Here is a 23,945-nt window from a genome sequence, read left to right as displayed (position 1 = left end):
AAACCTACATAACTCATTGAATCTCAAGGAGTTTTCCGTTTCGACTGCGCCGGAAGTGGGGCGAATTATAGACATCTAAAATTCGCCGTCAACCCCTATTTTCAGTTTTACTCGGATTTCAGCGCAATCCGCGCAAACGCCTTCTTGCCCGCCTGACAGACGTGGGTCGCGCCCAGTACATATATAAAGGAACGATCAACCACCTGACCATCAACGCGCACACCGCCAGACGCCAACAGGTCGCGCGCAGCAGCCGAGTTCTTTACCAGGCCCGCCTTATTAAGAACGGCCGCAATCGGCATATCTTCCGAAGAAGCCAGCTCGATCTCTGGCAGATCTTCCGGCAGCTCGCCATCCTTCATGCGATTGCCCGCCGCGCGATGAGCACTGGCCGCAGCCTCCTCACCATGGAAACGCGCAACGATTTCTTCCGCCAGCTTGATTTTCACGTCGCGCGGATTGGCACCCGCCTCAACTTCAGCGCGCAGCGCATTGATCTCATCCATCGAGCGGAAGCTGAGCAGCTCGAAGTAACGCCACATCAATGCATCAGGAATCGAAACCAGCTTGCTGTACATGACACCCGGTGCTTCCTGAATGCCGACATAGTTGCCCAACGACTTGGACATCTTCTTCACACCATCCAGCCCCTCAAGCAACGGCATGGTCAGAATGCACTGAGCCTCTTGACCATAACCACGCTGCAGTTCGCGCCCCATCAGCAAGTTGAACTTCTGATCAGTACCACCCAACTCCACGTCCGCGCGCAGAGCCACCGAGTCATAACCCTGAACCAGCGGATACAGAAACTCGTGAATAGCGATTGGCTGATTAGTGGTGTAGCGCTTGTCGAAGTCATCGCGCTCAAGCATGCGAGCGACGGTGTATTGCGAAGTCAGGCGAATGAAGTCCGCCGGCCCCATCTGATCCATCCAGGTGGAGTTGAACGCCACTTCGGTTTTCGCCGGGTCGAGAATTTTGAACACCTGAGTTTTATACGTTTCGGCGTTTTCCAGAACCTGCTCGCGAGTCAGCGGCGGACGCGTGGCGCTCTTGCCGCTCGGATCACCGATCATCCCGGTGAAGTCTCCTATAAGGAAGATCACCTGATGCCCCAGCTCCTGGAACTGGCGCAGCTTGTTAATAAGCACTGTGTGACCCAGGTGCAGATCCGGAGCGGTCGGGTCAAAACCAGCCTTGATACGCAGCGGCTGGCCGCGCTTGAGCTTCTCGATCAGCTCGGACTCGACCAATAGTTCTTCCGCACCACGTTTAATCAGCGCTAGCTGCTCTTCAACCGACTTCATAACAGACCCGCAAGGCTCAGATTCAAAGGGAACCAACCATACAAGATCGCGCACCAATTACAAGTTTTGCCCGGCGCACGGACACCAATCCACAGACGCGATGTCTGCAGACTTGCTTCAGAGATGATTTGGTTATATTTTATACAGTTATTTCATCTTCATCATGTCATTCATCTTTTCCAATTCATCATTTTTCAAAGTCAAAAATTACTTATGACCACAGAACCGTCTAAAGCGCCCCCGCTTTACCCAAAGACCCACCTGCTTGCTGCAAGTGGAATCGCCGCCCTTCTTAGCCTGGCTCTCCTGGTATTCCCTTCCAGTGATGTTGAAGCCAAAAAGACGACCCTGAGCCTTGAACTGGAAAGTCCTGCTGAACAACTGACACAAGATCAAGACGCCGCTGACGCGGCTCAAGCCACAAATGAGCCAGTAGCTTCACCGTTCGCCCAGATCGAAAACAGCGACGAAAATACCCCGCAAACTGCTGAAACCGAACCCGCACCTGCGCCGGCAACGGAAAAAGCAAAGGCTCCCGGTCACCGCGAAGTCGTTGTCGCCAAGGGCGACACACTGTCCACCCTGTTCGAAAAGGTCGGCCTCCCAGCCGCTTCCGTGCACGAAGTGCTGGCCAGCGATAAACAAGCCAAACAGTTCAGCCAACTCAAACACGGCCAGAAACTCGAATTCGAATTGAGCCCGGAAGGCCAACTGACCAGCCTTCACAGCAAGGTCAGTGACGTCGAAACCATCACTCTCACCAAGAATGACAAGGGCTACGCCTTCAACCGGGTCACGGCAAAACCTACCGTTCGCACCGCTTATGTCCACGGCGTGATCAATAGCTCGCTCTCCCAATCCGCCGCCCGCGCAGGCCTGTCTCACAGCCTGACCATGGATATGGCCAGCGTCTTCGGCTATGACGTCGACTTCGCGCAGGACATCCGCCAGGGCGACGAATTCGATGTGATCTACGAACAGAAAGTGGTCAACGGCAAGTCGGTCGGCAACGGCCCGATCCTGTCCGCCCGTTTTACCAACCGCGGCAAGACCTACACCGCTGTGCGTTACACCAACAAACAAGGCAACAGCAGCTATTACACGGCTGACGGCAACAGCATGCGTAAAGCGTTCATCCGTACTCCGGTGGACTTCGCCCGCATCAGCTCGAAGTTCTCCATGGGCCGCAAGCACCCGATCCTTAACAAGATCCGCGCTCACAAAGGCGTCGATTACGCTGCGCCCCGCGGCACACCCATCAAGGCTGCCGGCGACGGCAAAGTCTTGTTGGCGGGCCGCCGTGGTGGCTACGGCAACACCGTGATCATTCAGCACGGAAACACTTACCGTACGCTTTATGGCCACATGCAAGGTTTCGCCAAAGGCGTGAAAACCGGCGGCACCGTCAAGCAAGGCCAGGTGATCGGCTACATTGGCACCACCGGTCTTTCCACCGGCCCGCACTTGCATTATGAGTTCCAGGTCAACGGCGTTCACGTAGACCCACTGGGTCAGAAGCTGCCAATGGCCGATCCAATCGCCAAAGCCGAACGCGCTCGCTTCCTGGCGCAGAGCCAACCGCTGATGGCGCGCATGGATCAAGAGAAGGCCACCATGCTGGCCTCGAGCAAGCGTTAAGCCATGGCCCGGTATATCGGCGTGATGTCCGGAACCAGTCTCGACGGTCTGGACATTGCCCTGATCGAACAGACCCAGGCGATCAAACTGGTCGCCACGCACTACATTCCCATGCCTGCTTCCCTTCGCGCCGAGCTCCTTGGCTTGTGCGCCAGCGGCCCGGACGAAATCGCCCGCTCGGCGATTGCTCAGCATCACTGGGTGAAACTCGCCGCGCAGGGTATTCACACCCTCCTTGATCAGCAGCAACTCAAACCTGAAGATATACGGGCGATCGGCAGCCATGGCCAGACCATTCGCCACGAACCGGCGCGCGGCTTCACCGTGCAGATCGGCAACCCTGCTCTGCTCACCGAGTTGACCGGCATCACCGTAGTCAGCGACTTTCGCAGCCGCGATGTCGCTGCCGGCGGTCAGGGTGCACCTCTGGTTCCCGCCTTCCATGAGGCGTTGTTTGAAGAGAGTACCGGCAATCAGGCAGTCTTGAATGTCGGCGGTTTCAGCAATCTGAGTCTGATAGAGCCGACCAGGCCTGTAGCCGGTTTCGACTGCGGCCCTGGGAATGTTCTGATGGACGCCTGGATTCAGCAGCAGCGCGGTGAAAACTACGACCGTAATGGCGACTGGGCGAGATCAGGCGCTGTTGAGCCAACCCTGTTGCAGGCGCTGCTCAGCGATCCATTCTTCGTCACCAAAGGCCCGAAAAGCACCGGCCGCGAAGTGTTCAACCTGCCCTGGCTGGAACAACACTTGTCACGGTTGCCAGCCTTCGCAGCAGAAAACGTACAGGCCACGCTGCTTGAGCTGACGGCCCTGACCATCGTCGAGTCGCTGCAAAGCGCACAGGGCGCCACGCAGGAGCTGCTGGTTTGTGGTGGCGGCGCACACAACGCCACACTGATGAAACGCCTGGCCCAGTTGCTGCCCAACACAACGGTTGCCAGCACCGCGACCCACGGCGTTGATCCGGACTGGGTCGAAGCCATGGCCTTCGCCTGGCTTGCCCATTGCTGCCTTGAAGGCATCGCAGCCAACCGGCCAAGCGTCACAGGCGCCAAAGGTCTTCGCGTACTCGGCGCCATCTACCCCAACTGAATAAAACGCAAGCAACAAAAAACGCCGCAGAACCGTAAGGCTCTGCGGCGTTTTGTTGTCTGTAGCGAAAAACGATCAGATCGAGAACGACGACCCGCAACCACACGTGGTGGTGGCGTTCGGGTTCTTGATCACGAATCGCGAACCTTCCAGACCTTCCTGGTAATCCACTTCAGCACCGGCCAGGTACTGGAAGCTCATCGGATCAACCACCAGACTCACACCTTCGCGCTCGACAATGGTGTCGTCATCGGCCACATCTTCATCGAAGGTGAAACCGTACTGAAAACCTGAACAACCGCCGCCCGTAACGAATACGCGCAGCTTCAAGCGATCATTCCCCTCTTCATCGACCAGGCTCTTCACCTTGTGCGCGGCACCGTGGGTGAATTGCAAAACCGTGGGGGTGAAGGATTCGACGCTCATGCTGACTATCTCCCGGCGTTACGCCGCCATAATGCGTGATGACGGGCATTATCCGCTTGTCCTAGAAAATCGGTCAACTATTGTTACGGTATATCAATAAACCCGATGAGCTGCTCAGCATGCAAAAAGGCCCGTTCAACGGGCCTTTTTACTGTGCAGCTTAAAGTGTTACGGCAACATACCAGCGTGGGACAGGCCGAAGCGCTCGTCCAGCCCGAACAGGATGTTCATGTTCTGCACCGCCTGACCCGAGGCGCCTTTGACCAGATTGTCGATCACCGACAGCACTACAACCAGATCCCCATCCTGTGGACGGTGAACGGCGATACGGCACACGTTGGCGCCACGTACGCTACGGGTTTCCGGATGACTGCCGGCAGGCATCACGTCGACGAACGGTTCGTTGGCATAACGCTTTTCAAACAGAGCCTGCAGATCTACCGAGCGATCGACCACGGTCGCATAGAGCGTGGAATGAATGCCACGAATCATCGGAGTCAGGTGCGGAACGAAGGTCAGGCCAACGTCCTTACCTGCGGCACGACGCAAACCCTGGCGAATTTCCGGCAGGTGACGGTGACCTTTTACCGCGTAAGCCTTCATGCTTTCCGACGTCTCGGAGTACAACGAGCCTACAGCCGCACCGCGACCGGCACCGCTGACACCGGATTTGCAGTCGGCAATCAAACGCGAAGCATCCGCCAGACCAGCCTCAAGCAGCGGCAGGAAACCCAACTGCGTAGCGGTTGGATAGCAACCCGGCACGGCGATCAGACGCGCTTTCTTGATCTGCTCGCGATTGACTTCCGGCAGACCGTAGACCGCCTCATCAAGCAGCTCAGGCGCGCCGTGCGGCTGACCGTACCACTTGGCCCATTCTTCGGCGTCTTGCAGACGGAAGTCTGCCGACAGGTCGATGACTTTGGTGCCCGCCGCCAGCAGTTCGCCCGCCAGTGCATGAGCCACACCGTGTGGCGTGGCGAAGAACACCACGTCGCAAGCGCCGAGGGTTTTGATGTCCGGCACACTGAAAGCCAGGCCGTCATAGTGACCGCGCAGGTTCGGGTACATGTCAGCCACGGCCAGACCTGCCTCGGATCGGGAAGTGATCACAACCACTTCTGCCTGCGGATGTTGCGCCAACAGACGCAGCAGTTCGACACCGGTGTAACCCGTGCCGCCGACGATACCGACCTTGACCATAAACCTGCCCTCAACGAACCCACTGGAAAGCCGTCGATAATAGGGGCCGCGCGCCCCTGCGACAACCGTCAAGGTGACGTGCGGGCGCTCAAGCCTCTACTATCCGGCTTACCGTGATTAAGGAAATAACTAAAAATGCTCTATCTATGGATCAAGGCTTTCCACATTGTCAGCATCGTTTGCTGGTTTGCCGGACTGTTCTACTTGCCGCGACTGTTCGTGTATCACGCGCAAAGCGAAGACTCGATCAGCAAGGAACGCTTCAGCGTCATGGAGCGCAAGTTGTATCGCGGCATCATGGGCCCGGCGATGATCGCTACGCTGATCTTCGGTGGCTGGCTGATTTACCTCAATCCGACCATCTTCAGCATGGGTGGCTGGATTCACGCCAAACTGACCCTCGTCGTCTTGTTGATCGGCTATCACCATATGTGCGGCGCGCAGGTAAAACGTTTTGCCCGTGGCGAAAACACCCGCAGCCATGTCTTTTATCGCTGGTTCAATGAAGTCCCGGTTCTGATATTGCTGGCTATCGTAATTCTGGTCGTGGTCAAGCCGTTCTAACTTCAACAAGTACAGATCTCTGGGGTGTTCATCATGTCGCTGCCCGCTCTGCTCGAACAACGTTTGCGTTTGCCTGTAGTTGCAGCGCCGATGTTTCTGATTTCCAACCCCGAGTTAGTGCTCGCCTGTTGCCGCAACGGCGTGGTTGGCAGCTTTCCGGCACTTAACCAGCGCGAAAGCAGCGGCTTCAAAGCCTGGCTGGAACAGATCGAAGCGGGACTGGCGACACTGGACAACCCGGCGCCGTACGCGGTGAACCTGATCGTTCATAACAGCAACCCACGCTTGCAGGCGGATTTGAACATTTGCGTCGAGCATAAAGTCCCCATCGTCATTACCAGCCTCGGGGCGGTGAAGGAGTTGGTCGATGCCGTGCACAGCTATGGTGGCCTGGTCTTCCACGACGTCACCACTCGGCGACATGCCGAGAAAGCCGCCGAAGCCGGTGTCGATGGATTGATCGCCGTTGCCGCCGGCGCAGGTGGCCATGCCGGCACCTGGAGCCCGTTTGCACTGATCGCCGAGATCCGTCAGTTCTTCGACAAGACACTGTTGCTTGCAGGATGTTTGAACCACGGCCACGAGATTCTCGCCGCACAGCTGCTTGGCGCGGATCTGGCCTACTTCGGCACGCGATTCATCGGCACCACGCAAAGCCATGCGCCTGACGCCTACAAGGAGATGCTGCTGACAGCCAAGGCTGCGGACATCATCCATACCCCAGCGGTGTCGGGCGTTCCGGCCAGTTTCATGCGCCAGAGCCTGGAGGCGGCCGGTTTCGACATGGCAACTCTGCAAGGCAAAGGCGAGGTGAATTTCGGCGACAAACTCAAACCGGTCAGCGACGAAGCCAAAGCCTGGAAGACCGTATGGTCTGCCGGCCAAGGCGTCGGGCAGATCGACGACCTGCCAAGCGTCGATCAGTTGATCGCTCGCTTTGACGCTGAATACCGACAGGCCCAGCAACACGCAGCGCAACTGCCACAACGCTGGCCACGTAAAAATCAGGCCAGTCTCTGAAGGACTGGCCTTACACTGACGACCTTTCAATCTATTCGCGACAAGGATGCCTCGGCCATGAGCGACACCCGTTACAAGATCGTTTTCGACGGAGCTCTACAGCCCGGTGTCGACATCACCACTGCCAAACTCAATCTGGCGAACCTGTTCAAAAGCGAAGTAGCCGCCATCGAGCGACTCTTCAATGGCAGCGTCGTCGCGATCAAGCGCGATCTATCCCACAGCGATGCGCAGACCTACCTGCAAGCGCTGAACAAGACCGGTATCAATGCCCGCATCGAAACCGAAACCCCCATCGAACTGAATCTGGCGGACGTGCATGAACACGCCGCTGCCGCGATGGAACCGAGCTCACCGTACGCGCCACCTCGAGCGAACGTCGGCGAAAGCCTGCCTGCGTTCGCTACGCTCAAACCGTTTGGGGTGGAAGGCCGGATCGGACGTTTACGCTACCTCGCCTGGTCGATGGTACTGACGCTGGTGACCCTGCCGATTATCGGCATCTTTGCGTTGATCGCGCTGGGACTTGTCGGCGCCGACTCCACCAGCGGCCTGATCATCGGCGGCATCGTCGCGGTCTTCTTGTTTTTGGCACTGCTCATCGTCAGCATCATGTTCAGTGTTCAACGCTTGCATGATATCGGTTGGTCCGGCTGGCTCTGGTTGCTGACACTGGTGCCTTTCGTGGGCAGTTTCTTCCCGTTTGTGGTCATGATCGTACCGGGTAATACCGTCGCCAACCGCTATGGCCCCCCGCCGCCACCGAACAGCACTGCGGTCAAGGTCCTGTGTTCCCTGTGGATCGTGTTTATCGCCCTGTTTTTCGTCAGCGGCATCCTCGGCGGAATCTCGGCTATCCAGCAGGAATACGAAAGCAATCTGGAAAGCAGCTACGAAAGCGGCTCGGTGACCACCGACGAAATCGACGTGGAAGTCGAACCCGCAGCGAATTCCGCCGACGATGCAGCCGAAGCGGCGCAGGCCCCTGTAGACTCTGCGAAAGAATGAACAGCGCTCCCCGCCGTGACACCCGCGTCGTCGGCGCGGAGCTGTTGCGATGGAGAATTGCATGACCCGTTACGCACTGATCACTGGCGCTTCCAGCGGCATTGGCCTGGCCATGGCTGAAGCGCTGGCCCGGCGCGGCCGCAGTTTGATTCTTGTGGCTCGACAGCGTGATCAGCTGGAAAGCATTGCGATCGAGTTGACCCAACGTTTTGGTGTCGAGGTGCTGTTCCGCGCCTGCGACCTGGGCGAACCATTGCGCTTGTCCGGTTTTCTGCTTGAGCTGGAAGAAGGCGACCGGCAGATCGATTTACTGGTGAACTGCGCCGGCATCGGCACTTGCGGGCCGTTCCTTGCTCAGGACTGGATGACCGAGCAGGATCTGATCGAGGTGAACATCCTCGCCCTCACCCGTCTATGCCACGCGATCGGCAACAGCATGGCGCTGCAGGGTGGCGGGCAGATTCTCAATGTCGCCTCAATGGCCGCGTTCAACCCGGGCCCATGGATGAGCACTTACTACGCCAGCAAGGCATATGTTCTGCACTTCTCCGAAGCCTTGCGGGTCGAACTCAAACAGAGTGCGGTGAATGTCTCGGTACTCTGCCCAGGCCCGACACGCACGGCATTTTTCCGCACGGCACAGCTCAACAGCGACAAACTCAAAGACAGCAAGTTAATGATGAGCCCAGAGGAAGTCGCGCTATACACCGTACGCGCCCTCGACAAGAACCGCGCGATCATCATCCCGGGGCGACGCAATCGATGGTTCGCCTTCCTGCCGAGATTGGGGTCGCGCTGGCTCAATCGCACCATTGTCGGCATGGTCAACAAGGCTTACTGCCCGCGCTGAAATGCCCTACAGGTAAAACACTGGGCGGGATAAGCCGCCCTGCGTACACTCAGACCAGCCCAAACAACGGAGAAAACAGCAGTGGATACTCTGTTCACCAAGATCATCAACCGGGAAATCCCGGCCAAGATCATTTACGAAGACGACCAGGTTCTGGCCTTCCACGATATCGCTCCTCAGGCACCGGTGCATTTTCTGGTGATCCCGAAGAAACCGGTGCGCACCCTCAATGACCTGACCGAAGACGACAAGGCACTGGCCGGGCATATCCTGTTCACTGCACAACGTCTGGCGCTGGAACTGGGTTGCGAGGAAGGCTTCCGTGTGGTGATGAACTGCAATGAAAAGGGTGGGCAAACCGTCTACCACATTCATATGCACGTACTCGGTCAGCGCCAGATGAACTGGCCACCGGGCTGATACCCAGCAAACCTGTGTGTAGGAGCTGCCGAAGGCTGCGATCTTTTGATCTTCGAGTATCAAAAACAAGATCAAAAGATCGCAGCCTTCGGCAGCTCCTACATAAAGCAAAAAGCACATCCAGTGTTACTGATGACCCAGCGCAAACCTTCCCCGGCCGATTCGGTTAAACTGGCCGCCGAGATTCTTCCCGGAGGTCAGCATGACTACCCAACGTCACTACTCGCCCATTGACCGTCTGCTGCTGCAAGCCGATGCCGCCATGCGTACCCTGCTGCCCTTCAGTGGCCAGCCGTACCGTCCGTCGCCGGCGATTTTGCAGCCGGACACGCAAATGAGCGATGAAGACACCCGCCACGTTGCCGGGCTGATGCGCATCAACCACACTGGTGAAGTCTGCGCCCAGGCGCTGTATCAAGGGCAAGCGCTGACCGCCAAGCTGCCGCAAGTGCGCGAAGCCATGGAGCACGCCGCCGAAGAAGAGATTGATCACCTTGTGTGGTGCGAACAGCGCATTCACCAGTTGGGCAGTCATACCAGCGTGCTCAATCCGCTGTTTTACGGGATGTCGTTCGGCATTGGCGCGGTGGCCGGATTGATCAGCGACAAGGTCAGCCTGGGGTTTGTTGCAGCGACCGAGCATCAGGTGTGCAAGCATTTGAATGAACACCTGGAACAATTGCCGGCTGAGGACGAGAAGTCCCGGGCGATTCTGGAGCAGATGCGCATTGATGAAGAGCATCATGCGGAGAGTGCGCTGGAGGCTGGAGGGTTTCGTTTTCCGGCGCCGGTGAAGTTCGGGATGAGTATTCTGGCTAAGGTGATGACCAAGAGTACTTATCGGATTTGAGAAGTGTATTGCCGGACAGGGCCCCATCGCTGGCAGGCCAGCTCCCACAGGGGTCTTTGTTTCAACAATAAAAAAGGCGACTGTCCTGAGACAGTCGCCTTTTTTTGTGCCCGGGAATCTTAGGTCGGCATGTTGCGCGCGTAGAAGATTTCGAGCATTTCGTGTTTCACCCGGTCAGTCACCTGAGCACGCTGCTCCGCAGACAGGTTGCTGGTGGCGTCGCCGAACAGGTAGTTGTCCAGTTCGAAGTTCTTCAGCAGCATTTTGGTGTGGAACAGGTTTTCCTGGTACACATTCACGTCGGTCATCTGGTACGCGTCGCGGGTATCTTCGGACAGGTAGTTCTGGATCGAATTGATCTCGTGGTCGATGAAGTGCTTGTTGCCTTCAACGTCACGGGTGAAGCCACGCACACGATAATCCACAGTCACAATGTCCGAATCGAACTGGTGAATGAGGAAATTGAGCGCTTTGAGCGGTGAAATGACACCACAGGTCGACACATCGATGTCCACACGGAAGGTTGCAATACCGTCGTCCGGATGGATTTCCGGGTAGGTGTGCACCGTGATATGACTCTTGTCGAGGTGGGCCAGGATAATTTCGGGCAACGGGCCCGGCGACTCTTCGATCTGGCTTTCAGTCGGGGTTACCGGCTCTTCAGATATCAGAATCGTGACGCTGGCGCCCTGAGGTTCATAGTCCTGACTGGCAATGTTCAGGATGTTGGCACCAATGATCTCGACAACTTCTGTGAGAATCTGCGTCAGGCGTTTCGCGTTGTACTCTTGATTGATGTACTCAACGTAAGCCTGCTGGTCTTGCGGGGTTTCCGCGTAGCAGATGTCATAGATGTTGAAGCTCAAGGTCTTTGTCAGGTTATTGAACCCGTGGAGCTTGAGTTTGCTTTTCACCGTTAAAAACTCTCTATGTATGCGGCCCGGCCGCGTGATCAAGCATGCCCGTCAAGTGCGAACAACGCACCTGCGTAGGACGGTTAACACCTCTTCGCGATGGCGATTTTGGTTATCTGTTCAGGCGGATGACCTGTCGGCTGACCGATCACTGCCCTGAAAAAAGTGGCGCATTATGCAGACGTCAGCGGGGGATCGCCAGAGTCTGCACTGCTTTTATGATAGTTGAATGTCGGTTCAACCGAGTTCGACGATTTCGTAATCGTGAGTGATCGCCACGCCAGCCGCGCCGAGCATGATCGAGGCCGAGCAATACTTCTCTGCAGACAACTCGATCGCACGTTTGACCTGGGCTTCTTTCAAGCCACGGCCCTTGACCACAAAATGCATGTGAATCTTGGTGAACACCTTCGGATCTTCGGTCGCGCGCTCGGCTTCAAGGAAGGCTTCGCAGCTCTCAACGGCCTGACGCGACTTCTTGAGAATGCTGACCACGTCGAAATTGCTGCAACCGCCAACACCGAGCAGGAGCATTTCCATCGGGCGAACACCCAGATTACGACCACCGGCGTCCGGCGGACCGTCCATCACTACGACATGACCGCTGCCGGATTCGCCGAGGAACATGGCTTCGCCAGCCCATTGGATGCGTGCCTTCATCGCCAAGACTCCACTGTAGAAAAAAGGGTCGCCAGCTTAGCACAGGGCTTTGCCCGGACAGCGGCGGCGTTCCTAGGACGGATGCCTCTGCGGTGTAGGTAATTTCTCGAATTCTCGACGAAGTGTCTGTTAAGCTGGCGCCAATTCACTGGCGCCCATGCCAGCTGTGTAGCGACCGCCTTCAGCGCCTCATAAAAAAATCAAACATCACCGTGCAGTCTTTTCGGGATACAACCATGGTTGCTATTACCCCCACACCCAAAATCAAGAACCTCGACAAGCTGCTGATGCATTGTCAGCGCCGTCGTCATGCAGCCAAGAGCAACATCATCTGTGCGGGCGATCGTTCGGACACGCTGTACTTCATCATCAAGGGTTCGGTGACGATCCTGATCGAGGACGACGACGGTCGCGAAATGATCATCGCCTACCTCAACGCCGGGGATTTCTTCGGTGAGCTGGGTCTGTTCGAACAAGCCGGCCAGGAACAGGAACGCAGTGCCTGGGTGCGCGCCAAGGTCGAGTGCGAAACTGCGGAAATCAGTTACGCCAAGTTCCGCGAATTATCGCAGCAGGATCCGGACATTCTTTACGTACTCAGCGGACAAATCGCACAACGCCTGCGCAACACCACGCGCAAGGTCGGCGACCTGGCGTTCTTCGACGTCACTGGCCGGGTAGCCCGTTGTTTGCTGGAGTTGTGCAAACAGCCGGACGCGATGACCCACCCGGACGGCATGCAGATCAAAGTGACGCGTCAAGAGATTGGGCGAATTGTCGGTTGTTCAAGGGAGATGGTCGGTCGCGTGCTCAAGGATCTTGAAGAACGCAACCTGGTCGATGTGAAAGGCAAGACCATGGTGGTCTTCGGTACGCGTTAAACGTACATTTGCGCCAGCATCAAACGATACAGCTCATCGAGACGCGCCAAGGCCTGTGGCGCGTTGAATTTTTCATGCAGGGCAATGTGGCTTTGCGCCCGCACCCGCTGCTCCAGGCCGCACGCTTCGTTGAAGCGATTGACCGCCGCCACCATCGACTCACGCTCGTTATCCATCAACATCGCTCCGTGAACCAGACCGACCGGACGCTGCCCGCCCTGACTCTGGCGCCAGCGCTGGGCGGTGCCGACCATTTTCCGGCCGTCGAGGTTGACGTTGAAGCGACCGTCGCAGAATGCGCCGTCGATTTCGCCCAACGACGAGGTACCACCCAATTCATCCAGCAACTGACAGATCGGATCGCAGAGGCGGTGGTAGCCGGTTTCGATGCGATTCAGATCGCCTTCGCTACGCGGTGGTGCGTAGACCAGGGCGATGTTGATAGTGGCGGCAGATTGCGGCACGGGTTCGCCGCCGGTTTCGCGTAGCAGGACGGGCCAGCCAGCAGCGGCGGAGACTTCGCTGGCGTGCTCGAAAGCGGGTAGACGATTGAGGCGGCGCGGCATGACCAGGGCGCGATCGCTGGGTTGCCAGAACAGCAGGCCGAATTCTGTATCGCCGGCGCAGACCGAGGCCAGCAAGTCCTGTTCGGCTTGCAGGCCGGCTTCGATGGTCAGGAGGGTTGGCAGCGACATGGAAGGCTCCGGCAGATCTGGAATCTTTGGGGATTTCTAGTACCTCATCGCGAGCAGGCTCACTCCTACAATTGGAACGCGTTCCCCTGTAGGAGTGAGCCTGCTCGCGATGGCGTCGACTCGGCCTGAAGCGAATCAGTCGAGGGTCGAACCGCTGATCGACACGCCGCGCTCCGGGAAGAACAGACGCTGCAGTTCAGTGCCCGGATTTTCCGCACGCATGAACGCTTCACCGACCAGGAACGAATACACGTCGCTGATTTCCATCAGTTCGACATCGGCACGATTAAGAATGCCGCTTTCGGTGATGACCAGACGATCACGTGGAATCCGTGGCAGCAGGTCGAGCGTGGTTTCCAGACTGACGTCGAAGGTGTGCAGGTTACGGTTGTTGACCCCGACCAGCGGCGTGTCGAGGGTTTTCAACGCGCGCTCCAGCTCATCGCCATCGTGCACTTCGACCAGCACATCGAGACCGACGCTTTTGGCGACGGCTGCAAGCTCAGCCATTTTCACGTCATCCAGCGCGGAGACGATCAGCAGCACACAGTCGGCGCCCAAGGCGCGGGCTTCAACGATCTGGTAAGGATCAATCATGAAGTCCTTGCGGATCACCGGCAGCTTGCAGGCGGCGCGCGCCTGTTGCAGGTACGCATCGGCGCCCTGGAAGTAATCGATGTCGGTCAGTACGGACAGACAGGTCGCCCCGCCCTTCTCGTAGCTTTTGGCGATATCGGCCGGAACGAAGTCCTCGCGGATCACGCCTTTGCTTGGCGAAGCCTTTTTGATCTCGGCAATCACCGCCGGCTGCTTCTTCTTTGCCTGCGCCAGCAATGCCTGGGCAAAACCACGAGGTGCATCGGCCGCCTTGGCCAGACTTTCCAGCTCGCTCAGGCTGACGCGGGCGCTACGCTCGGCGACTTCCTGAACTTTTCGGGCCAGAATGTTTTCCAGAACCGTCGGTACACTCATCCCTCATTCTCCACTCTGAATACCGCGGTAAAGGCACCCAGCTCCTCGAGTTTTTCCCGAGCGAGGCCGGTGTGCAGCGCGTCGTGCGCAAGCTCGACGCCCTGTTTCAAACTGCTGGCCACGTCGGCGGCGTACAGCGCGGCGCCGGCGTTGAGCACAATCATTTCGGCAGCTTTCTGGCCGTTTTCGGTTTTGCGCTTGCCGAGGGCATCGCGGATCAGCGCCAGCGACGCCTCCGGGCCTTCGACCGACAGACCGTGCAGGCTCTGGCTTTTCATGCCGAGGTCTTCCGGCTCGACCCAATATTCAGTGATTTCATTGTTCTTCAGCTCAGCGACGAAGGTCGGCGCGGCGAGACTGAACTCGTCCAGACCGTCCTTCGAGTGCACCACCAGCACATGCTTGCTGCCCAGACGCTGCAAGACTTCGGCCAAGGGCCGGCACAGCGCCTTATTGAATACGCCCACCACCTGATGCTTCACACCGGCCGGATTCGTAAGCGGGCCGAGCATGTTGAACAGCGTACGCAAGCCGAGATCGCGGCGCGGACCGGCGGCGTACTTCATGGCTTTGTGGTGAGTCTGGGCAAACATGAAACCGATGCCGACGTTGTCGATGCAACGCGCGACCTGCACCGGCGTCAGGTTCAAATAGATACCGGCGGCTTCGAGCAAGTCGGCGCTGCCGCTCTTGCCCGATACCGCGCGGTTGCCGTGCTTGGCGACGGTGCAACCAGCAGCGGCAACAACAAAGGAAGAAGCGGTCGAGACGTTGAAGATGTTTGCACCGTCACCGCCGGTACCGACCACATCGACCACGCCATCAAGGGTCTTCAGTTCAACCTGATCGGCCAGCTCACGCATCACCGAGACCGCGCCGACGATTTCATCGATGCTCTCGCTCTTCATGCGCATGGCCATCATGAACGCGCCAATCTGCGCGTCGGTGCATTGGCCGGTCATGATTTCGCGCATCACGTCGCGCATTTCATCGGTGCTGAGGTCGAGGTGTTCGACGATACGGCCCAGGGCTGTCTTGATATTCATGGAAAGTCCTTAGCGCGTGCCGCCGGTTTGTTTGAGGAAGTTGGCAAACAGTTCATGACCCTGCTCGGTCAGGATCGACTCGGGGTGGAACTGTACACCCTCAATGTTCAGGGTCTTGTGACGCAGGCCCATGATTTCGTCGACCGAACCGTCGTCGTGTTGCGTCCACGCGGTCAGCTCCAGGCAGTCGGGCAAAGTATCGCGCTTGACGATCAGCGAGTGATAGCGGGTAACCGTCAGTGGATGATTCAGTCCTGCGAAAACACCCTTGTCCTCGTGAAATACCGGACTAGTCTTACCGTGCATTACCTGACGCGCACGTACAACGTCACCGCCAAAGGCCTGGCCGATGGACTGGTGACCAAGGCAGACACCGAGGATCGGTAGTTTGCCAGCGAAGTGTTTGATGGCTTCGATGGAGATGCCCGCTTCGGTCGGCGTGCAAGGACCTGGCGAGACGACGATACGTTCAGGCTTGAGCGCTTCGATTTCAGCGACGGTCAATTCGTCGTTGCGCACAACCTTGACCTCGGCACCCAGCTCGCCGAGATATTGCACAACGTTGTAAGTAAAGGAGTCGTAGTTGTCGATCATCAGCAACATGGCGTGTCGAACCTCTTGAATTCTGATTTGAAAACAGCCTTCAGATCACTTGCCCGCAGGGCGCTGCACGATGTCGGACGCAGGTAGATGCGTCGGCACAGCGGCATTTCAAACAGGCAAGGAAGGCAAAGCGATACAGATCCGGCGGGGCCGGCAGAAAAGATTCAGGCGCGCCAACGCCAGCGGGCGTGTGCCTTGATGACTTGATCCAGAAGTTTGCTGGTGATCAACACGGGGAAGGTCTCGTTCATACGTTCCAGCACAGTAACTTAGCTGGGCGGAGCGTGCAATATGGCCGGGGATTTGGGGGTTAAATCCAGTGGAGGATTGGCGACCGATGGCAAAACGCCGGAAGTTTTTGGTACTGTCGTTTCGTTCACCTACAACAATAAATAAACGGACTTGCTCATGATCAAACAGACGTTGTTTGTACCGCTGGCTGGCTGCCTGCTCGCACTGGCTTGTGCTCAGGCGAATGCAGCACCCAATCCCTATTCGAATTTCATAGTTTTCGGCGACAGTCTCAATGACGCCGGAACCTTCGCCGACACTGGCGGACCGGCCGGCTCCACCGAGCGTTACACCAACCGGACCGGGCCGGTGTATCAGAATGGCAGCGGTGAACTGTATTCATTGAACTCCACGCAGTTGCTCGGCGGACGCCTTGGCTTTTCGCCAGACCAGACCGCCTCTTCCAGCTCCGCCGTGCGCGCCGAAAACGGCCAGCCTGACGGCAACAACTGGGCGGTCGGCGGCTATCGCACCGACCAGATCCTCGACTCGATCACCACACAGTCCGCTACCGGCGAACGCACCCGCGCCGGCTACCTGCCTTCGAACGGCTTCCGTGCCGACCCGAATGCGCTGTATTACATTTCCGGAGGCGGTAACGACTTCCTGCAGGGGCGCATTCTCAGTCTGCCGCAAGCCAACGCCGCAGCAGATCGACTGGCCGACAGCGTGCAGACACTGCAAACCGCCGGTGCCAAATACGTGATGGTCTGGTTGCTGCCTGACGTCGGTCTGACTCCGGCGATCAATGGCACGCCGCTGCAGGCTTTCAGCAGTCAGCTCGCCAGCCAGTTCAACAGCCAATTGGTCACGCGCCTGCAAAGCATCAACGCCGAAATCATTCCTTTGAACATTCCGGTGCTGCTATCGGAGGTGTTCGCCGATCCGGGCCGCTTTGGTCTCGCCACCGATCAGAACCTGACCGCGACCTGCTTCAGCGGCAGCAGTTGCCCGGAAAACGCCCGTTACGGCATCAACAGTGCGACCCCGGATCCGAGCAAGTTGATTTACAACGACGGCGTGCACCCCACCGAAGCCGGCCAGAAACTGATCTCCGACTACGCCTACTCCCTGCTGGCCGCGCCGTGGGAACTGACGCTGCTGCCGGAAATGGCCCACGCCACCGTACGTGCGCATCAGGATGAATTGCGCAGCCAATGGCAGGCGGATTGGGAAAACTGGCAAGCGGTCGGTCAATGGCGGGCGATTGTTTCCGCTGGCGGTCAGCACCTGGATGTCGACAGCCAAAGCAGCGGCGCCAGCGCCGACGGCAGCGGTTACAACCTCAACGTCGGCGGCAGCTATCGTCTCAACGAAGACTGGCGTGTCGGTGTGGCGGGTGGTTTCTACCGGCAGAACCTGGAGGCCGGTCACAACGACTCGGACTACAAACTCAACAGTTACATGGCCACCGCGTTTGCTCAGTTTCAGCAGAATCGCTGGTGGGCTGACATGGCGTTGACCGGCGGCAAACTCGACTACGACAACCTCAAGCGCAAGTTCGATCTCGGCGCAAGCGAGGGTGCGGAGAAAGGCGATACCGACGGCAGCCTGTGGGCGTTCAGCACTCGCATCGGTTATGACATTGCCCAGCCGGGCAGCGAATGGCATCTGTCGCCGTTCGTCAGCGCCGATTACGCCAGCGTCGATGTCGACGGCTATTCAGAGAAGAGCAACCGCGCCACCGCGCTGACCTTCGATGATCAGACCCGCGATTCGAAACGCCTCGGTCTCGGCTTGCAGGGCAAATACAACATCACCCCGCAAACTCAGGTGTTTGGTGAGTATGCGCACGAGCGTGAGTACGAAGATGACGTGCAGAAGGTCCGCATCGCACTCAATACCCTGCCAGCCAATGACTTCAAACTTGAGGGTTACACGCCGCAGAGCCATTTGAACCGCTTGAGCCTGGGCGTCAGCCACAAGCTCACGGCTGATCTGGCGTTGCGTGGCGGGTATACGTTGCGCAAGGATGATGACTTTACTCAGCAGGGCGTTAACGTCGGAGTGGTGCTGGATTTCTAAAACCGCAGGCACAAAAAAAGCGGCGCCCTCACAGGCGCCGCTTTTTTTATGGCCGAACACAGATCAAATGTAGGAGTGAGCCTGCTCGCGATTGCGGTGGTTCAGACAACATATCCGTTGAATGTCAATCCGCTATCGCGAGCAGACTCACTCCTACAGGGGGGGGTGCGTTGGCTCAGGCTGCCGGGGTTTGCTCGGCCAGCGCCACGGCGCGGAACATCGCGCGGCGTTTGTTCAAGGTCTCTTCCCATTCCAGTGCCGGCACCGAATCAGCGACGATGCCACCACCGGCCTGCACGTGCAGTTCGCCGTTCTTGATCACCGCTGTACGAATGGCAATCGCGGTGTCCATGTTGCCGTTCCAGGCGAAGTAACCGACCGCACCGCCATACACGCCACGCTTGACCGGCTCCAGTTCGTCGATGATTTCCATCGCGCGAATCTTCGGCGCACCCGACAAGGTGCCGGCCGGCAGAATCGCCCGCAACGCGTCCATCGCCGTCAGCCCGGCTTTCAACTGACCGGTGACGTTGGAGACGATATGCATCACATTGGAATAGCGCTCGATGACCATCTTCTCGGTGAGTTTCACCGAACCGATTTCCGAAACGCGACCGGTATCGTTGCGCCCCAGATCGATCAGCATCAAGTGCTCGGCGATCTCTTTGTCATCCGACAGCAAGTCTTCTTCCAGCGCCACATCGACTTCTTCGGTCGCGCCACGTGGGCGCGTGCCGGCAATCGGGCGCACGGTGATCAGGTTGTCTTCAACGCGCACCAGCACTTCCGGCGAACTGCCGACAACGTGGAAATCGCCGAAGTTGAAGAAGTACATGTACGGCGTCGGGTTGAAGCAACGCAGGGCGCGGTACAAATCAATCGGTGCAGCCTTGAAGTCGATCGACATGCGCTGCGACGGCACGACCTGCATGCAGTCACCGGCCAGGATGTATTCCTTGATGGTGTCGACGGCTCTTTCGTAATCGTCCTGGGTGAAACTCGAACGAAATACCGGATCAGCGGATTGCTGTTTGCTGAAGTCCAGACCACGGCGCGGCGTGATTGGCTGGCGCAATTGCTCCAGCAGTTCCTGCAAACGTGCTTGCCCCTGTTCGAAAGCATCGGCCTCGGCAGGGTCGGCCAGCACGATTGCGTGCATCTTGCCGGCAAGGTTGTCGAAAACGACAACGGCGTCGGAAACCATCAGCAGAATGTCCGGCACGCCCAGTGGATCCGGATTCGGGCACTTGCCCAAGCGCTTCTCGACATAACGCACGCAGTCGTAACCGAAGTAACCGACCAGACCACCGTTGAAACGCGGCAGACCGGCAATGGTCGGCACGTTGTAGCGCGCCTTGAAGGTTTCGACGAAAGCCAGCGGGTCTTCAACGTCGTGGCTTTCGGTCTCGACGCCATCAACGGTGATGCTGACGTGATGGTCGTGAACGCGCATAACCGTGCGGCATGGCAGACCGATGATCGAGTAACGGCCCCATTTCTCACCGCCCTGCACCGATTCGAGCAGGTAGGAGTTGGGCTGGTCAGCCAGTTTCAGGTAGATCGACAGCGGCGTGTCGAAGTCGGCCAGGGTTTCGCAGGCCAACGGGATGCGGTTGTAGCCGTCAGCGGCCAAGCGCAGGAATTCTTCGCGGATCATAAGGTGCCTCGTGGTGTGAGGGGCAAATCAGTCAGGTATGCAAACGCGCCGGCAGGCCGGCCAGAAACAAGTCAGGCGCGCCAACGCCAGCGGGCCAGGGCCTTGATGACTTTCATCCAGAGTTTGCGAGTGACCACCACGATGGCGTTTCCAGAAGGGGATTGAGAAGCGTCGGGCAACGTTATCTCAGCGGCCGTGACGAGGCAACCGGGAATTAGCTTGCGCAGATCGTCGATCACCAAGGCAGGTGATTCTTCGGCAATCGGCCGGCCATGGTTGTAACCGTAACTCAGCGCCACGCATTTGACCCCCGCCGCTTTCGCCGCCAGCACGTCGCTGCGCGAGTCGCCGACGAACAACGATTGCGAGGCAGGGATGTTGGCCATTTTCATCACGAAGAACAGCGCCGCCGGATCAGGTTTCTTCTGCGGCAAGGTATCGCCGCCGATGATCCACTTGAAGTAGCGGCCGATCTTCATCTGATCCAGCAACGGCGCGACGAAACGCTCCGGCTTGTTGGTGATCAGCGCCATGGCCACGCCTTGCTTGTGCAGCCACTTGAGGGTGTCGCGCACGCCGGGATAGACCACGGTCAGCTCATGGCTGGCGCCGTAAGCCTCCATGAACACTTCCAGCGCATGCTCGGCCTCGACGTCATCCACCGTCGAATGATCAATGCCACCGGCCAACGCCCGGCGCACCAACACTGGCGCGCCGTTACCCACCCACTCGCGTACCGATTCGATACCCGCGGGCTTGCGGCCGAGCGAGAGCAGCATGGTGTCCACCGCCGCTGCCAGGTCTGGAACCGAGTCGATCAATGTGCCATCCAGATCGAACATCACCAGCCGTGGCAGTTTTCCCGGGAACAGCTGCTCAAATCCGCTCATGGGCGCGCCAGCGCCAGTTCGGAGCGCATCTTGTCGATGACTTCCTGGTAGTTCGGCGCGTTGAAAATTGCCGAGCCAGCGACAAAGGTGTCAGCGCCAGCCGCGGCGATTTCGCGGATGTTGTTGACGTTGACGCCGCCGTCGATTTCCAGACGGATGTCACGGCCCGAGGCATCGATGATCGCCCGCGCTTCGCGCAGTTTGTCGAGGGTGCCAGGAATGAATTTCTGCCCGCCGAAGCCCGGGTTGACGCTCATCAGCAAGACCATGTCGACCTTGTCGATCACGTATTTGAGCACGTCCAGCGGGGTCGCCGGGTTGAACACCAGGCCGGATTTGCAGCCGCCTTCACGGATCAGTTGCAGCGAACGATCAACGTGCAGCGTGGCTTCCGGGTGGAAGGTGATGTAGGTCGCGCCGGCTTCGATGAAGTCGCCGACGATACGATCTACCGGGCTGACCATCAGGTGCGCGTCGATCGGCGCGGTGACGCCGTACTTGCGCAACGCCGCGCAAACCATCGGGCCGATGGTCAGGTTTGGCACGTAGTGGTTGTCCATGACGTCGAAGTGGACGAAGTCGGCGCCAGCGGCGAGAACGTTGTCCACTTCCTCGCCGAGGCGGGCGAAGTCGGCGGAGAGAATCGACGGAGCAATTACGAAGGGCTGCATGACGCACCTTTTCTGAGCTAAATCACGATGGCGCGCATTGTAGCCTCATGGATTGCTGCGCGCACCGTGACCGCGATGATCAGTACGCCGCTCGGTAGATCTTCTCGATATCGACGGCGCTGAGTTTGCGCGGATTGTTGCGCATCAAGCGCTCGATGCCCGCGGCTTCTGCAGCCATGGCCGGGATCGCTTCTTCCGGCACACCGAAACTGCGCAGCCCGGCAGGAATTTCCACCGCCGCGCACAAATCAGTCATCGCCTGCACGGCTTTGTCCGCCGCCTCGGTTGCACTCAGATGAGCGGTCTTCACCCCCATGGCTTCGGCAATATCCTGCATGCGTTCGACGCAAGCCATCTTGTTCCAGGTCATGACATACGGCAGCAGCAAGGCATTACTGACGCCATGGGCAATGTTGAAACGCCCGCCCAGCGGGTACGCCAGCGCATGCACCGCGCCGACCCCGGCATTGCCGAACGCCATGCCGGCCATCAGGCTGGCGGTGGCCATGTCTTCGCGCGCTTGCAGGTTGGCGCCGTTGGCGTAGGCCTTGGGCAACGCGCTGGCGATCAACTTGATGGCGCCGATGGCCAGGGAGTCGGTGATCGGCGAGGCATTCACCGACAGATAGGATTCGATGGCGTGCACCAAGGCGTCGACGCCACTGGCGGCGGTGACGCTGCGGGGGCAGGTCAGGGTCATTTGCGGGCTGACCAGTGCGACGTCCGGTAATAGATAGTCGCTGACGATGCCTTTCTTCAGCTGCGCGACTTTGTCCGAGAGGATTGCGACGTTGGTCACTTCGGAACCGGTGCCGGCGGTGGTCGGGATGGCGATCAGCGGCGGGCCTTTGCGTGGCACTTGGTCAACACCGAACAGATCTTCCAGTGCGCCGTGGTAACCGGCATACGCAGCGACACTTTTGGCGATGTCGATGGCGCTACCGCCACCGAGGCCGATCAAACCGTCATGCCCGCCTTCGCGGTAAACACGCATGCAGTCTTCGACGATGGCGATTTCCGGGTCGGGCAGTACGCGGTCGAAAATCTCGTAGTCGCGCCCGCCGAGTTGCACCAGCGCCAGCTCTACCGTGCCGGATTTGACCAGCGCGGCATCGGTGACGATCAGCGGGTTGTCGATATCCAGGCGTGTGAGTTCGGCGGCCAGTTGTTCGATGGCTCCGGCGCCGGTGATCAGTTTGTGAGCGATTTTGAACTGGGACAGACTCATCGTGCGCAGCCTCTTATAGATGTGGGAGCTGGGCACAAGATTAGCTGGGGATTTGGGGTTGTCTGCCATTCACTGCATGAATGACCAACGACTACCCCCTGTAGGAGCTGCCGAAGGCTGCGATCTTTTGATCTTTGTTTATAAGATCAGGATCAAAAGATCGCAGCCTTCGGCAGCTCCTACAGGGGTATGCGTCAGACCTGGGCGGTACGCAGTTTTTCGCTGCGGCCACGTAGCCATTCCAGGGTCAGCAGCAGGATGACCGAGAAGGCGATCAGCAAAGTAGCGGCAGCGGCGATGGTTGGGCTGAGGTTCTCGCGAATCCCGCTAAACATCTGCCGAGGCAACGTCGCCTGCTCAGGCCCGGCAAGAAACAGCGTCACCACCACCTCATCAAACGAAGTCGCAAACGCAAACAGCGCCCCGGAAATCACCCCCGGCGCAATCAGCGGCAAGGTCACCCGGCGGAACGCCGTCAGTGGCGAAGCACCAAGACTCGCCGCCGCACGCACCAGATTGTGGTTAAAGCCCTGCAACGTCGCCGACACTGTGATGATCACAAACGGCACGCCCAGCACCGCATGCACGACGATCAGCGAGAAGAAGCTATTACCCAGCCCCAATGGCGCGAAGAACAGATAACTCGCCACACCAATGATCACCACTGGCACCACCATCGGCGAAATCACCAGCGCCATCACCAGCGCTTTACCGGGGAAGTCGCCACGGGTCAGGCCAATCGCTGCGAGCGTACCGAAGATCATCGCCAGCACCGTCGCCGCCGGGGCGACGATGATGCTGTTCTTCAGCGCGCGCATCCATTCCGCCGAAGCGAAGAAGTCGTGATACCACTGCAGCGAGAAGCCTTGCAGCGGATAGACCAGAAAACTGCCCGAGTTGAACGACAGCGGAATGATCACCAGCACCGGCAGAATCAGGAACAACAGAATCAGGCCGCAGAGAATCCGCAGGCTGTAGAACCACACCCGTTCGATGGGCGACATGTAAGGACTCAGCATCTCGAATTCCCC

At 58.4% G+C, this 23,945-nt stretch carries 24 protein-coding genes; 10 read left to right on the top strand and 14 right to left on the bottom strand.

Annotated elements, in window-relative coordinates; genetic code table 11:
• Positions 1-107: 107 nt before the first annotated feature.
• Positions 108-1,307: a tyrosine--tRNA ligase gene (gene tyrS / locus CQ009_RS28670; RefSeq protein ID WP_064390759.1), complete on the bottom strand. Its 1,200-nt coding sequence runs from the start codon at positions 1,305-1,307 to the stop codon at positions 108-110.
• 213 nt (positions 1,308-1,520) lie between these two features.
• On the opposite strand from tyrS, the gene CQ009_RS28660 reads away from it, so the two are divergent.
• Together CQ009_RS28660 and CQ009_RS28655 are read left to right on the top strand one after the other, a co-directional pair.
• The gene (locus CQ009_RS28660; RefSeq protein WP_105709387.1) at positions 1,521-2,945 is read left to right on the top strand and encodes a peptidoglycan DD-metalloendopeptidase family protein; all 1,425 of its coding nucleotides are present in this window, start codon (positions 1,521-1,523) and stop codon (positions 2,943-2,945) included.
• Between the two features lie 3 nt (positions 2,946-2,948).
• Positions 2,949-4,040 (top strand): anhydro-N-acetylmuramic acid kinase, encoded by a 1,092-nt coding sequence (locus tag CQ009_RS28655; RefSeq protein ID WP_105709386.1) that lies wholly within the window; start codon positions 2,949-2,951, stop codon positions 4,038-4,040.
• 75 nt (positions 4,041-4,115) lie between these two features.
• On the opposite strand, the gene erpA is transcribed toward CQ009_RS28655, so the two are convergent.
• Positions 4,116-4,466 (bottom strand): iron-sulfur cluster insertion protein ErpA, encoded by a 351-nt coding sequence (gene erpA / locus CQ009_RS28650; protein WP_084379622.1) that lies wholly within the window; start codon positions 4,464-4,466, stop codon positions 4,116-4,118.
• A 168-nt stretch (positions 4,467-4,634) separates the two neighbouring features.
• A complete protein-coding gene (gene argC, locus CQ009_RS28645; protein ID WP_016983465.1) occupies positions 4,635-5,669 on the bottom strand; it encodes an N-acetyl-gamma-glutamyl-phosphate reductase in 1,035 nt (344 codons plus the stop codon).
• 135 nt (positions 5,670-5,804) lie between these two features.
• Between argC and hemJ the strand changes: the two genes are divergently transcribed.
• The 6 genes from hemJ (at position 5,805) to coq7 (ending at position 10,381) form a co-directional block, all read left to right on the top strand.
• Positions 5,805-6,233 (top strand): protoporphyrinogen oxidase HemJ, encoded by a 429-nt coding sequence (gene hemJ, locus CQ009_RS28640; protein WP_064390762.1) that lies wholly within the window; start codon positions 5,805-5,807, stop codon positions 6,231-6,233.
• 33 nt (positions 6,234-6,266) lie between these two features.
• Positions 6,267-7,253 carry a nitronate monooxygenase family protein gene (locus tag CQ009_RS28635; protein WP_105709388.1) on the top strand — a complete coding sequence of 329 codons (987 nt, stop codon included), beginning with the start codon at positions 6,267-6,269 and terminating at the stop codon, positions 7,251-7,253.
• Between the two features lie 57 nt (positions 7,254-7,310).
• The gene (locus CQ009_RS28630; protein ID WP_064390763.1) at positions 7,311-8,261 is read left to right on the top strand and encodes a DUF805 domain-containing protein; all 951 of its coding nucleotides are present in this window, start codon (positions 7,311-7,313) and stop codon (positions 8,259-8,261) included.
• A 61-nt stretch (positions 8,262-8,322) separates the two neighbouring features.
• Positions 8,323-9,111 (top strand): SDR family oxidoreductase, encoded by a 789-nt coding sequence (locus CQ009_RS28625; protein ID WP_105709385.1) that lies wholly within the window; start codon positions 8,323-8,325, stop codon positions 9,109-9,111.
• A gap of 81 nt (positions 9,112-9,192) precedes the next feature.
• Positions 9,193-9,531 (top strand): histidine triad nucleotide-binding protein, encoded by a 339-nt coding sequence (locus CQ009_RS28620; protein WP_003228789.1) that lies wholly within the window; start codon positions 9,193-9,195, stop codon positions 9,529-9,531.
• Between the two features lie 202 nt (positions 9,532-9,733).
• Complete coding sequence (coq7, locus tag CQ009_RS28615; RefSeq protein ID WP_008077993.1) at positions 9,734-10,381, top strand: 2-polyprenyl-3-methyl-6-methoxy-1,4-benzoquinone monooxygenase; 648 nt, start codon at positions 9,734-9,736, stop codon at positions 10,379-10,381.
• A gap of 119 nt (positions 10,382-10,500) precedes the next feature.
• On the opposite strand, the gene speD is transcribed toward coq7, so the two are convergent.
• Together speD and CQ009_RS28605 are read right to left on the bottom strand one after the other, a co-directional pair.
• Positions 10,501-11,295: an adenosylmethionine decarboxylase gene (speD, locus tag CQ009_RS28610; RefSeq protein WP_007918883.1), complete on the bottom strand. Its 795-nt coding sequence runs from the start codon at positions 11,293-11,295 to the stop codon at positions 10,501-10,503.
• A 237-nt stretch (positions 11,296-11,532) separates the two neighbouring features.
• A complete protein-coding gene (locus tag CQ009_RS28605) occupies positions 11,533-11,955 on the bottom strand; it encodes an OsmC family protein (protein WP_003228794.1) in 423 nt (140 codons plus the stop codon).
• Positions 11,956-12,191: 236 nt separating this feature from the next.
• Between CQ009_RS28605 and crp the strand changes: the two genes are divergently transcribed.
• Entirely contained in the window at positions 12,192-12,836 is a 645-nt protein-coding gene (gene crp, locus CQ009_RS28600; RefSeq protein WP_008088598.1) for a cAMP-activated global transcriptional regulator CRP, read from the top strand.
• On the opposite strand, the gene CQ009_RS28595 is transcribed toward crp, so the two are convergent.
• From CQ009_RS28595 to CQ009_RS28580, 4 genes are all read right to left on the bottom strand, one after another.
• Positions 12,833-13,531, bottom strand: coding sequence for a lipoate--protein ligase family protein (locus CQ009_RS28595; protein ID WP_105709384.1), 699 nt, complete (start codon positions 13,529-13,531; stop codon positions 12,833-12,835). The two genes, crp and CQ009_RS28595, sit on opposite strands and share 4 nt — an antisense overlap.
• Positions 13,532-13,666: 135 nt before the next feature.
• Positions 13,667-14,503 (bottom strand): indole-3-glycerol phosphate synthase TrpC, encoded by an 837-nt coding sequence (gene trpC, locus CQ009_RS28590; RefSeq protein ID WP_105709383.1) that lies wholly within the window; start codon positions 14,501-14,503, stop codon positions 13,667-13,669.
• Positions 14,500-15,549: an anthranilate phosphoribosyltransferase gene (gene trpD / locus CQ009_RS28585; protein ID WP_105709382.1), complete on the bottom strand. Its 1,050-nt coding sequence runs from the start codon at positions 15,547-15,549 to the stop codon at positions 14,500-14,502. The genes trpC and trpD overlap by 4 nt, the downstream gene beginning before the upstream one ends.
• A 9-nt stretch (positions 15,550-15,558) precedes the next feature.
• Positions 15,559-16,152 (bottom strand): aminodeoxychorismate/anthranilate synthase component II, encoded by a 594-nt coding sequence (locus tag CQ009_RS28580; RefSeq protein WP_105709381.1) that lies wholly within the window; start codon positions 16,150-16,152, stop codon positions 15,559-15,561.
• A 408-nt stretch (positions 16,153-16,560) separates the two neighbouring features.
• Between CQ009_RS28580 and estP the strand changes: the two genes are divergently transcribed.
• Positions 16,561-18,468, top strand: a complete 1,908-nt coding sequence (estP, locus tag CQ009_RS28575) for an esterase EstP (protein WP_105709380.1) — start codon at positions 16,561-16,563, stop codon at positions 18,466-18,468.
• Positions 18,469-18,643: 175 nt separating this feature from the next.
• On the opposite strand, the gene trpE is transcribed toward estP, so the two are convergent.
• The 5 genes from trpE to CQ009_RS28550 form a co-directional block, all read right to left on the bottom strand.
• On the bottom strand, positions 18,644-20,125 hold the full coding sequence (gene trpE / locus CQ009_RS28570) for an anthranilate synthase component I (protein ID WP_105709379.1): 1,482 nt from the start codon (positions 20,123-20,125) through the stop codon (positions 18,644-18,646).
• A gap of 71 nt (positions 20,126-20,196) precedes the next feature.
• Positions 20,197-21,015 (bottom strand): phosphoglycolate phosphatase, encoded by an 819-nt coding sequence (locus tag CQ009_RS28565; RefSeq protein WP_105709378.1) that lies wholly within the window; start codon positions 21,013-21,015, stop codon positions 20,197-20,199.
• Positions 21,012-21,686, bottom strand: coding sequence for a ribulose-phosphate 3-epimerase (gene rpe, locus CQ009_RS28560; protein WP_007918813.1), 675 nt, complete (start codon positions 21,684-21,686; stop codon positions 21,012-21,014). Before rpe ends, CQ009_RS28565 begins: the two co-directional genes overlap by 4 nt.
• Before the next feature lie 79 nt (positions 21,687-21,765).
• Positions 21,766-22,914, bottom strand: coding sequence for an iron-containing alcohol dehydrogenase (locus tag CQ009_RS28555; RefSeq protein WP_105709377.1), 1,149 nt, complete (start codon positions 22,912-22,914; stop codon positions 21,766-21,768).
• A gap of 194 nt (positions 22,915-23,108) precedes the next feature.
• Positions 23,109-23,933 (bottom strand): ABC transporter permease, encoded by an 825-nt coding sequence (locus tag CQ009_RS28550; protein WP_008084123.1) that lies wholly within the window; start codon positions 23,931-23,933, stop codon positions 23,109-23,111.
• Between the last annotated feature and the right edge of the window lie 12 nt (positions 23,934-23,945).

It is taken from the genome of Pseudomonas sp. MYb2, assembly GCF_002979955.1.
Classification (GTDB): Bacteria; Pseudomonadota; Gammaproteobacteria; order Pseudomonadales; family Pseudomonadaceae; genus Aquipseudomonas.
The sequence above is the reverse complement of the archived record's forward strand: the minus strand, read 5'-3'. Positions and strand labels throughout refer to the sequence as shown.

Coding starts and splice junctions, on each gene's coding strand:
- tyrS (WP_064390759.1), bottom strand. CDS start 1,307: ATGAAGTCGGTTGAAGAGCAGCTAGCGCTGATTAAACGTGGTGCGGAA.
- CQ009_RS28660 (WP_105709387.1), top strand. CDS start 1,521: ATGACCACAGAACCGTCTAAAGCGCCCCCGCTTTACCCAAAGACCCAC.
- CQ009_RS28655 (WP_105709386.1), top strand. CDS start 2,949: ATGGCCCGGTATATCGGCGTGATGTCCGGAACCAGTCTCGACGGTCTG.
- erpA (WP_084379622.1), bottom strand. CDS start 4,466: ATGAGCGTCGAATCCTTCACCCCCACGGTTTTGCAATTCACCCACGGT.
- argC (WP_016983465.1), bottom strand. CDS start 5,669: ATGGTCAAGGTCGGTATCGTCGGCGGCACGGGTTACACCGGTGTCGAA.
- hemJ (WP_064390762.1), top strand. CDS start 5,805: ATGCTCTATCTATGGATCAAGGCTTTCCACATTGTCAGCATCGTTTGC.
- CQ009_RS28635 (WP_105709388.1), top strand. CDS start 6,267: ATGTCGCTGCCCGCTCTGCTCGAACAACGTTTGCGTTTGCCTGTAGTT.
- CQ009_RS28630 (WP_064390763.1), top strand. CDS start 7,311: ATGAGCGACACCCGTTACAAGATCGTTTTCGACGGAGCTCTACAGCCC.
- CQ009_RS28625 (WP_105709385.1), top strand. CDS start 8,323: ATGACCCGTTACGCACTGATCACTGGCGCTTCCAGCGGCATTGGCCTG.
- coq7 (WP_008077993.1), top strand. CDS start 9,734: ATGACTACCCAACGTCACTACTCGCCCATTGACCGTCTGCTGCTGCAA.
- CQ009_RS28605 (WP_003228794.1), bottom strand. CDS start 11,955: ATGAAGGCACGCATCCAATGGGCTGGCGAAGCCATGTTCCTCGGCGAA.
- crp (WP_008088598.1), top strand. CDS start 12,192: ATGGTTGCTATTACCCCCACACCCAAAATCAAGAACCTCGACAAGCTG.
- CQ009_RS28595 (WP_105709384.1), bottom strand. CDS start 13,531: ATGTCGCTGCCAACCCTCCTGACCATCGAAGCCGGCCTGCAAGCCGAA.
- trpC (WP_105709383.1), bottom strand. CDS start 14,503: ATGAGTGTACCGACGGTTCTGGAAAACATTCTGGCCCGAAAAGTTCAG.
- trpD (WP_105709382.1), bottom strand. CDS start 15,549: ATGAATATCAAGACAGCCCTGGGCCGTATCGTCGAACACCTCGACCTC.
- CQ009_RS28580 (WP_105709381.1), bottom strand. CDS start 16,152: ATGTTGCTGATGATCGACAACTACGACTCCTTTACTTACAACGTTGTG.
- estP (WP_105709380.1), top strand. CDS start 16,561: ATGATCAAACAGACGTTGTTTGTACCGCTGGCTGGCTGCCTGCTCGCA.
- trpE (WP_105709379.1), bottom strand. CDS start 20,125: ATGATCCGCGAAGAATTCCTGCGCTTGGCCGCTGACGGCTACAACCGC.
- CQ009_RS28565 (WP_105709378.1), bottom strand. CDS start 21,015: ATGAGCGGATTTGAGCAGCTGTTCCCGGGAAAACTGCCACGGCTGGTG.
- rpe (WP_007918813.1), bottom strand. CDS start 21,686: ATGCAGCCCTTCGTAATTGCTCCGTCGATTCTCTCCGCCGACTTCGCC.
- CQ009_RS28555 (WP_105709377.1), bottom strand. CDS start 22,914: ATGAGTCTGTCCCAGTTCAAAATCGCTCACAAACTGATCACCGGCGCC.
- CQ009_RS28550 (WP_008084123.1), bottom strand. CDS start 23,933: ATGCTGAGTCCTTACATGTCGCCCATCGAACGGGTGTGGTTCTACAGC.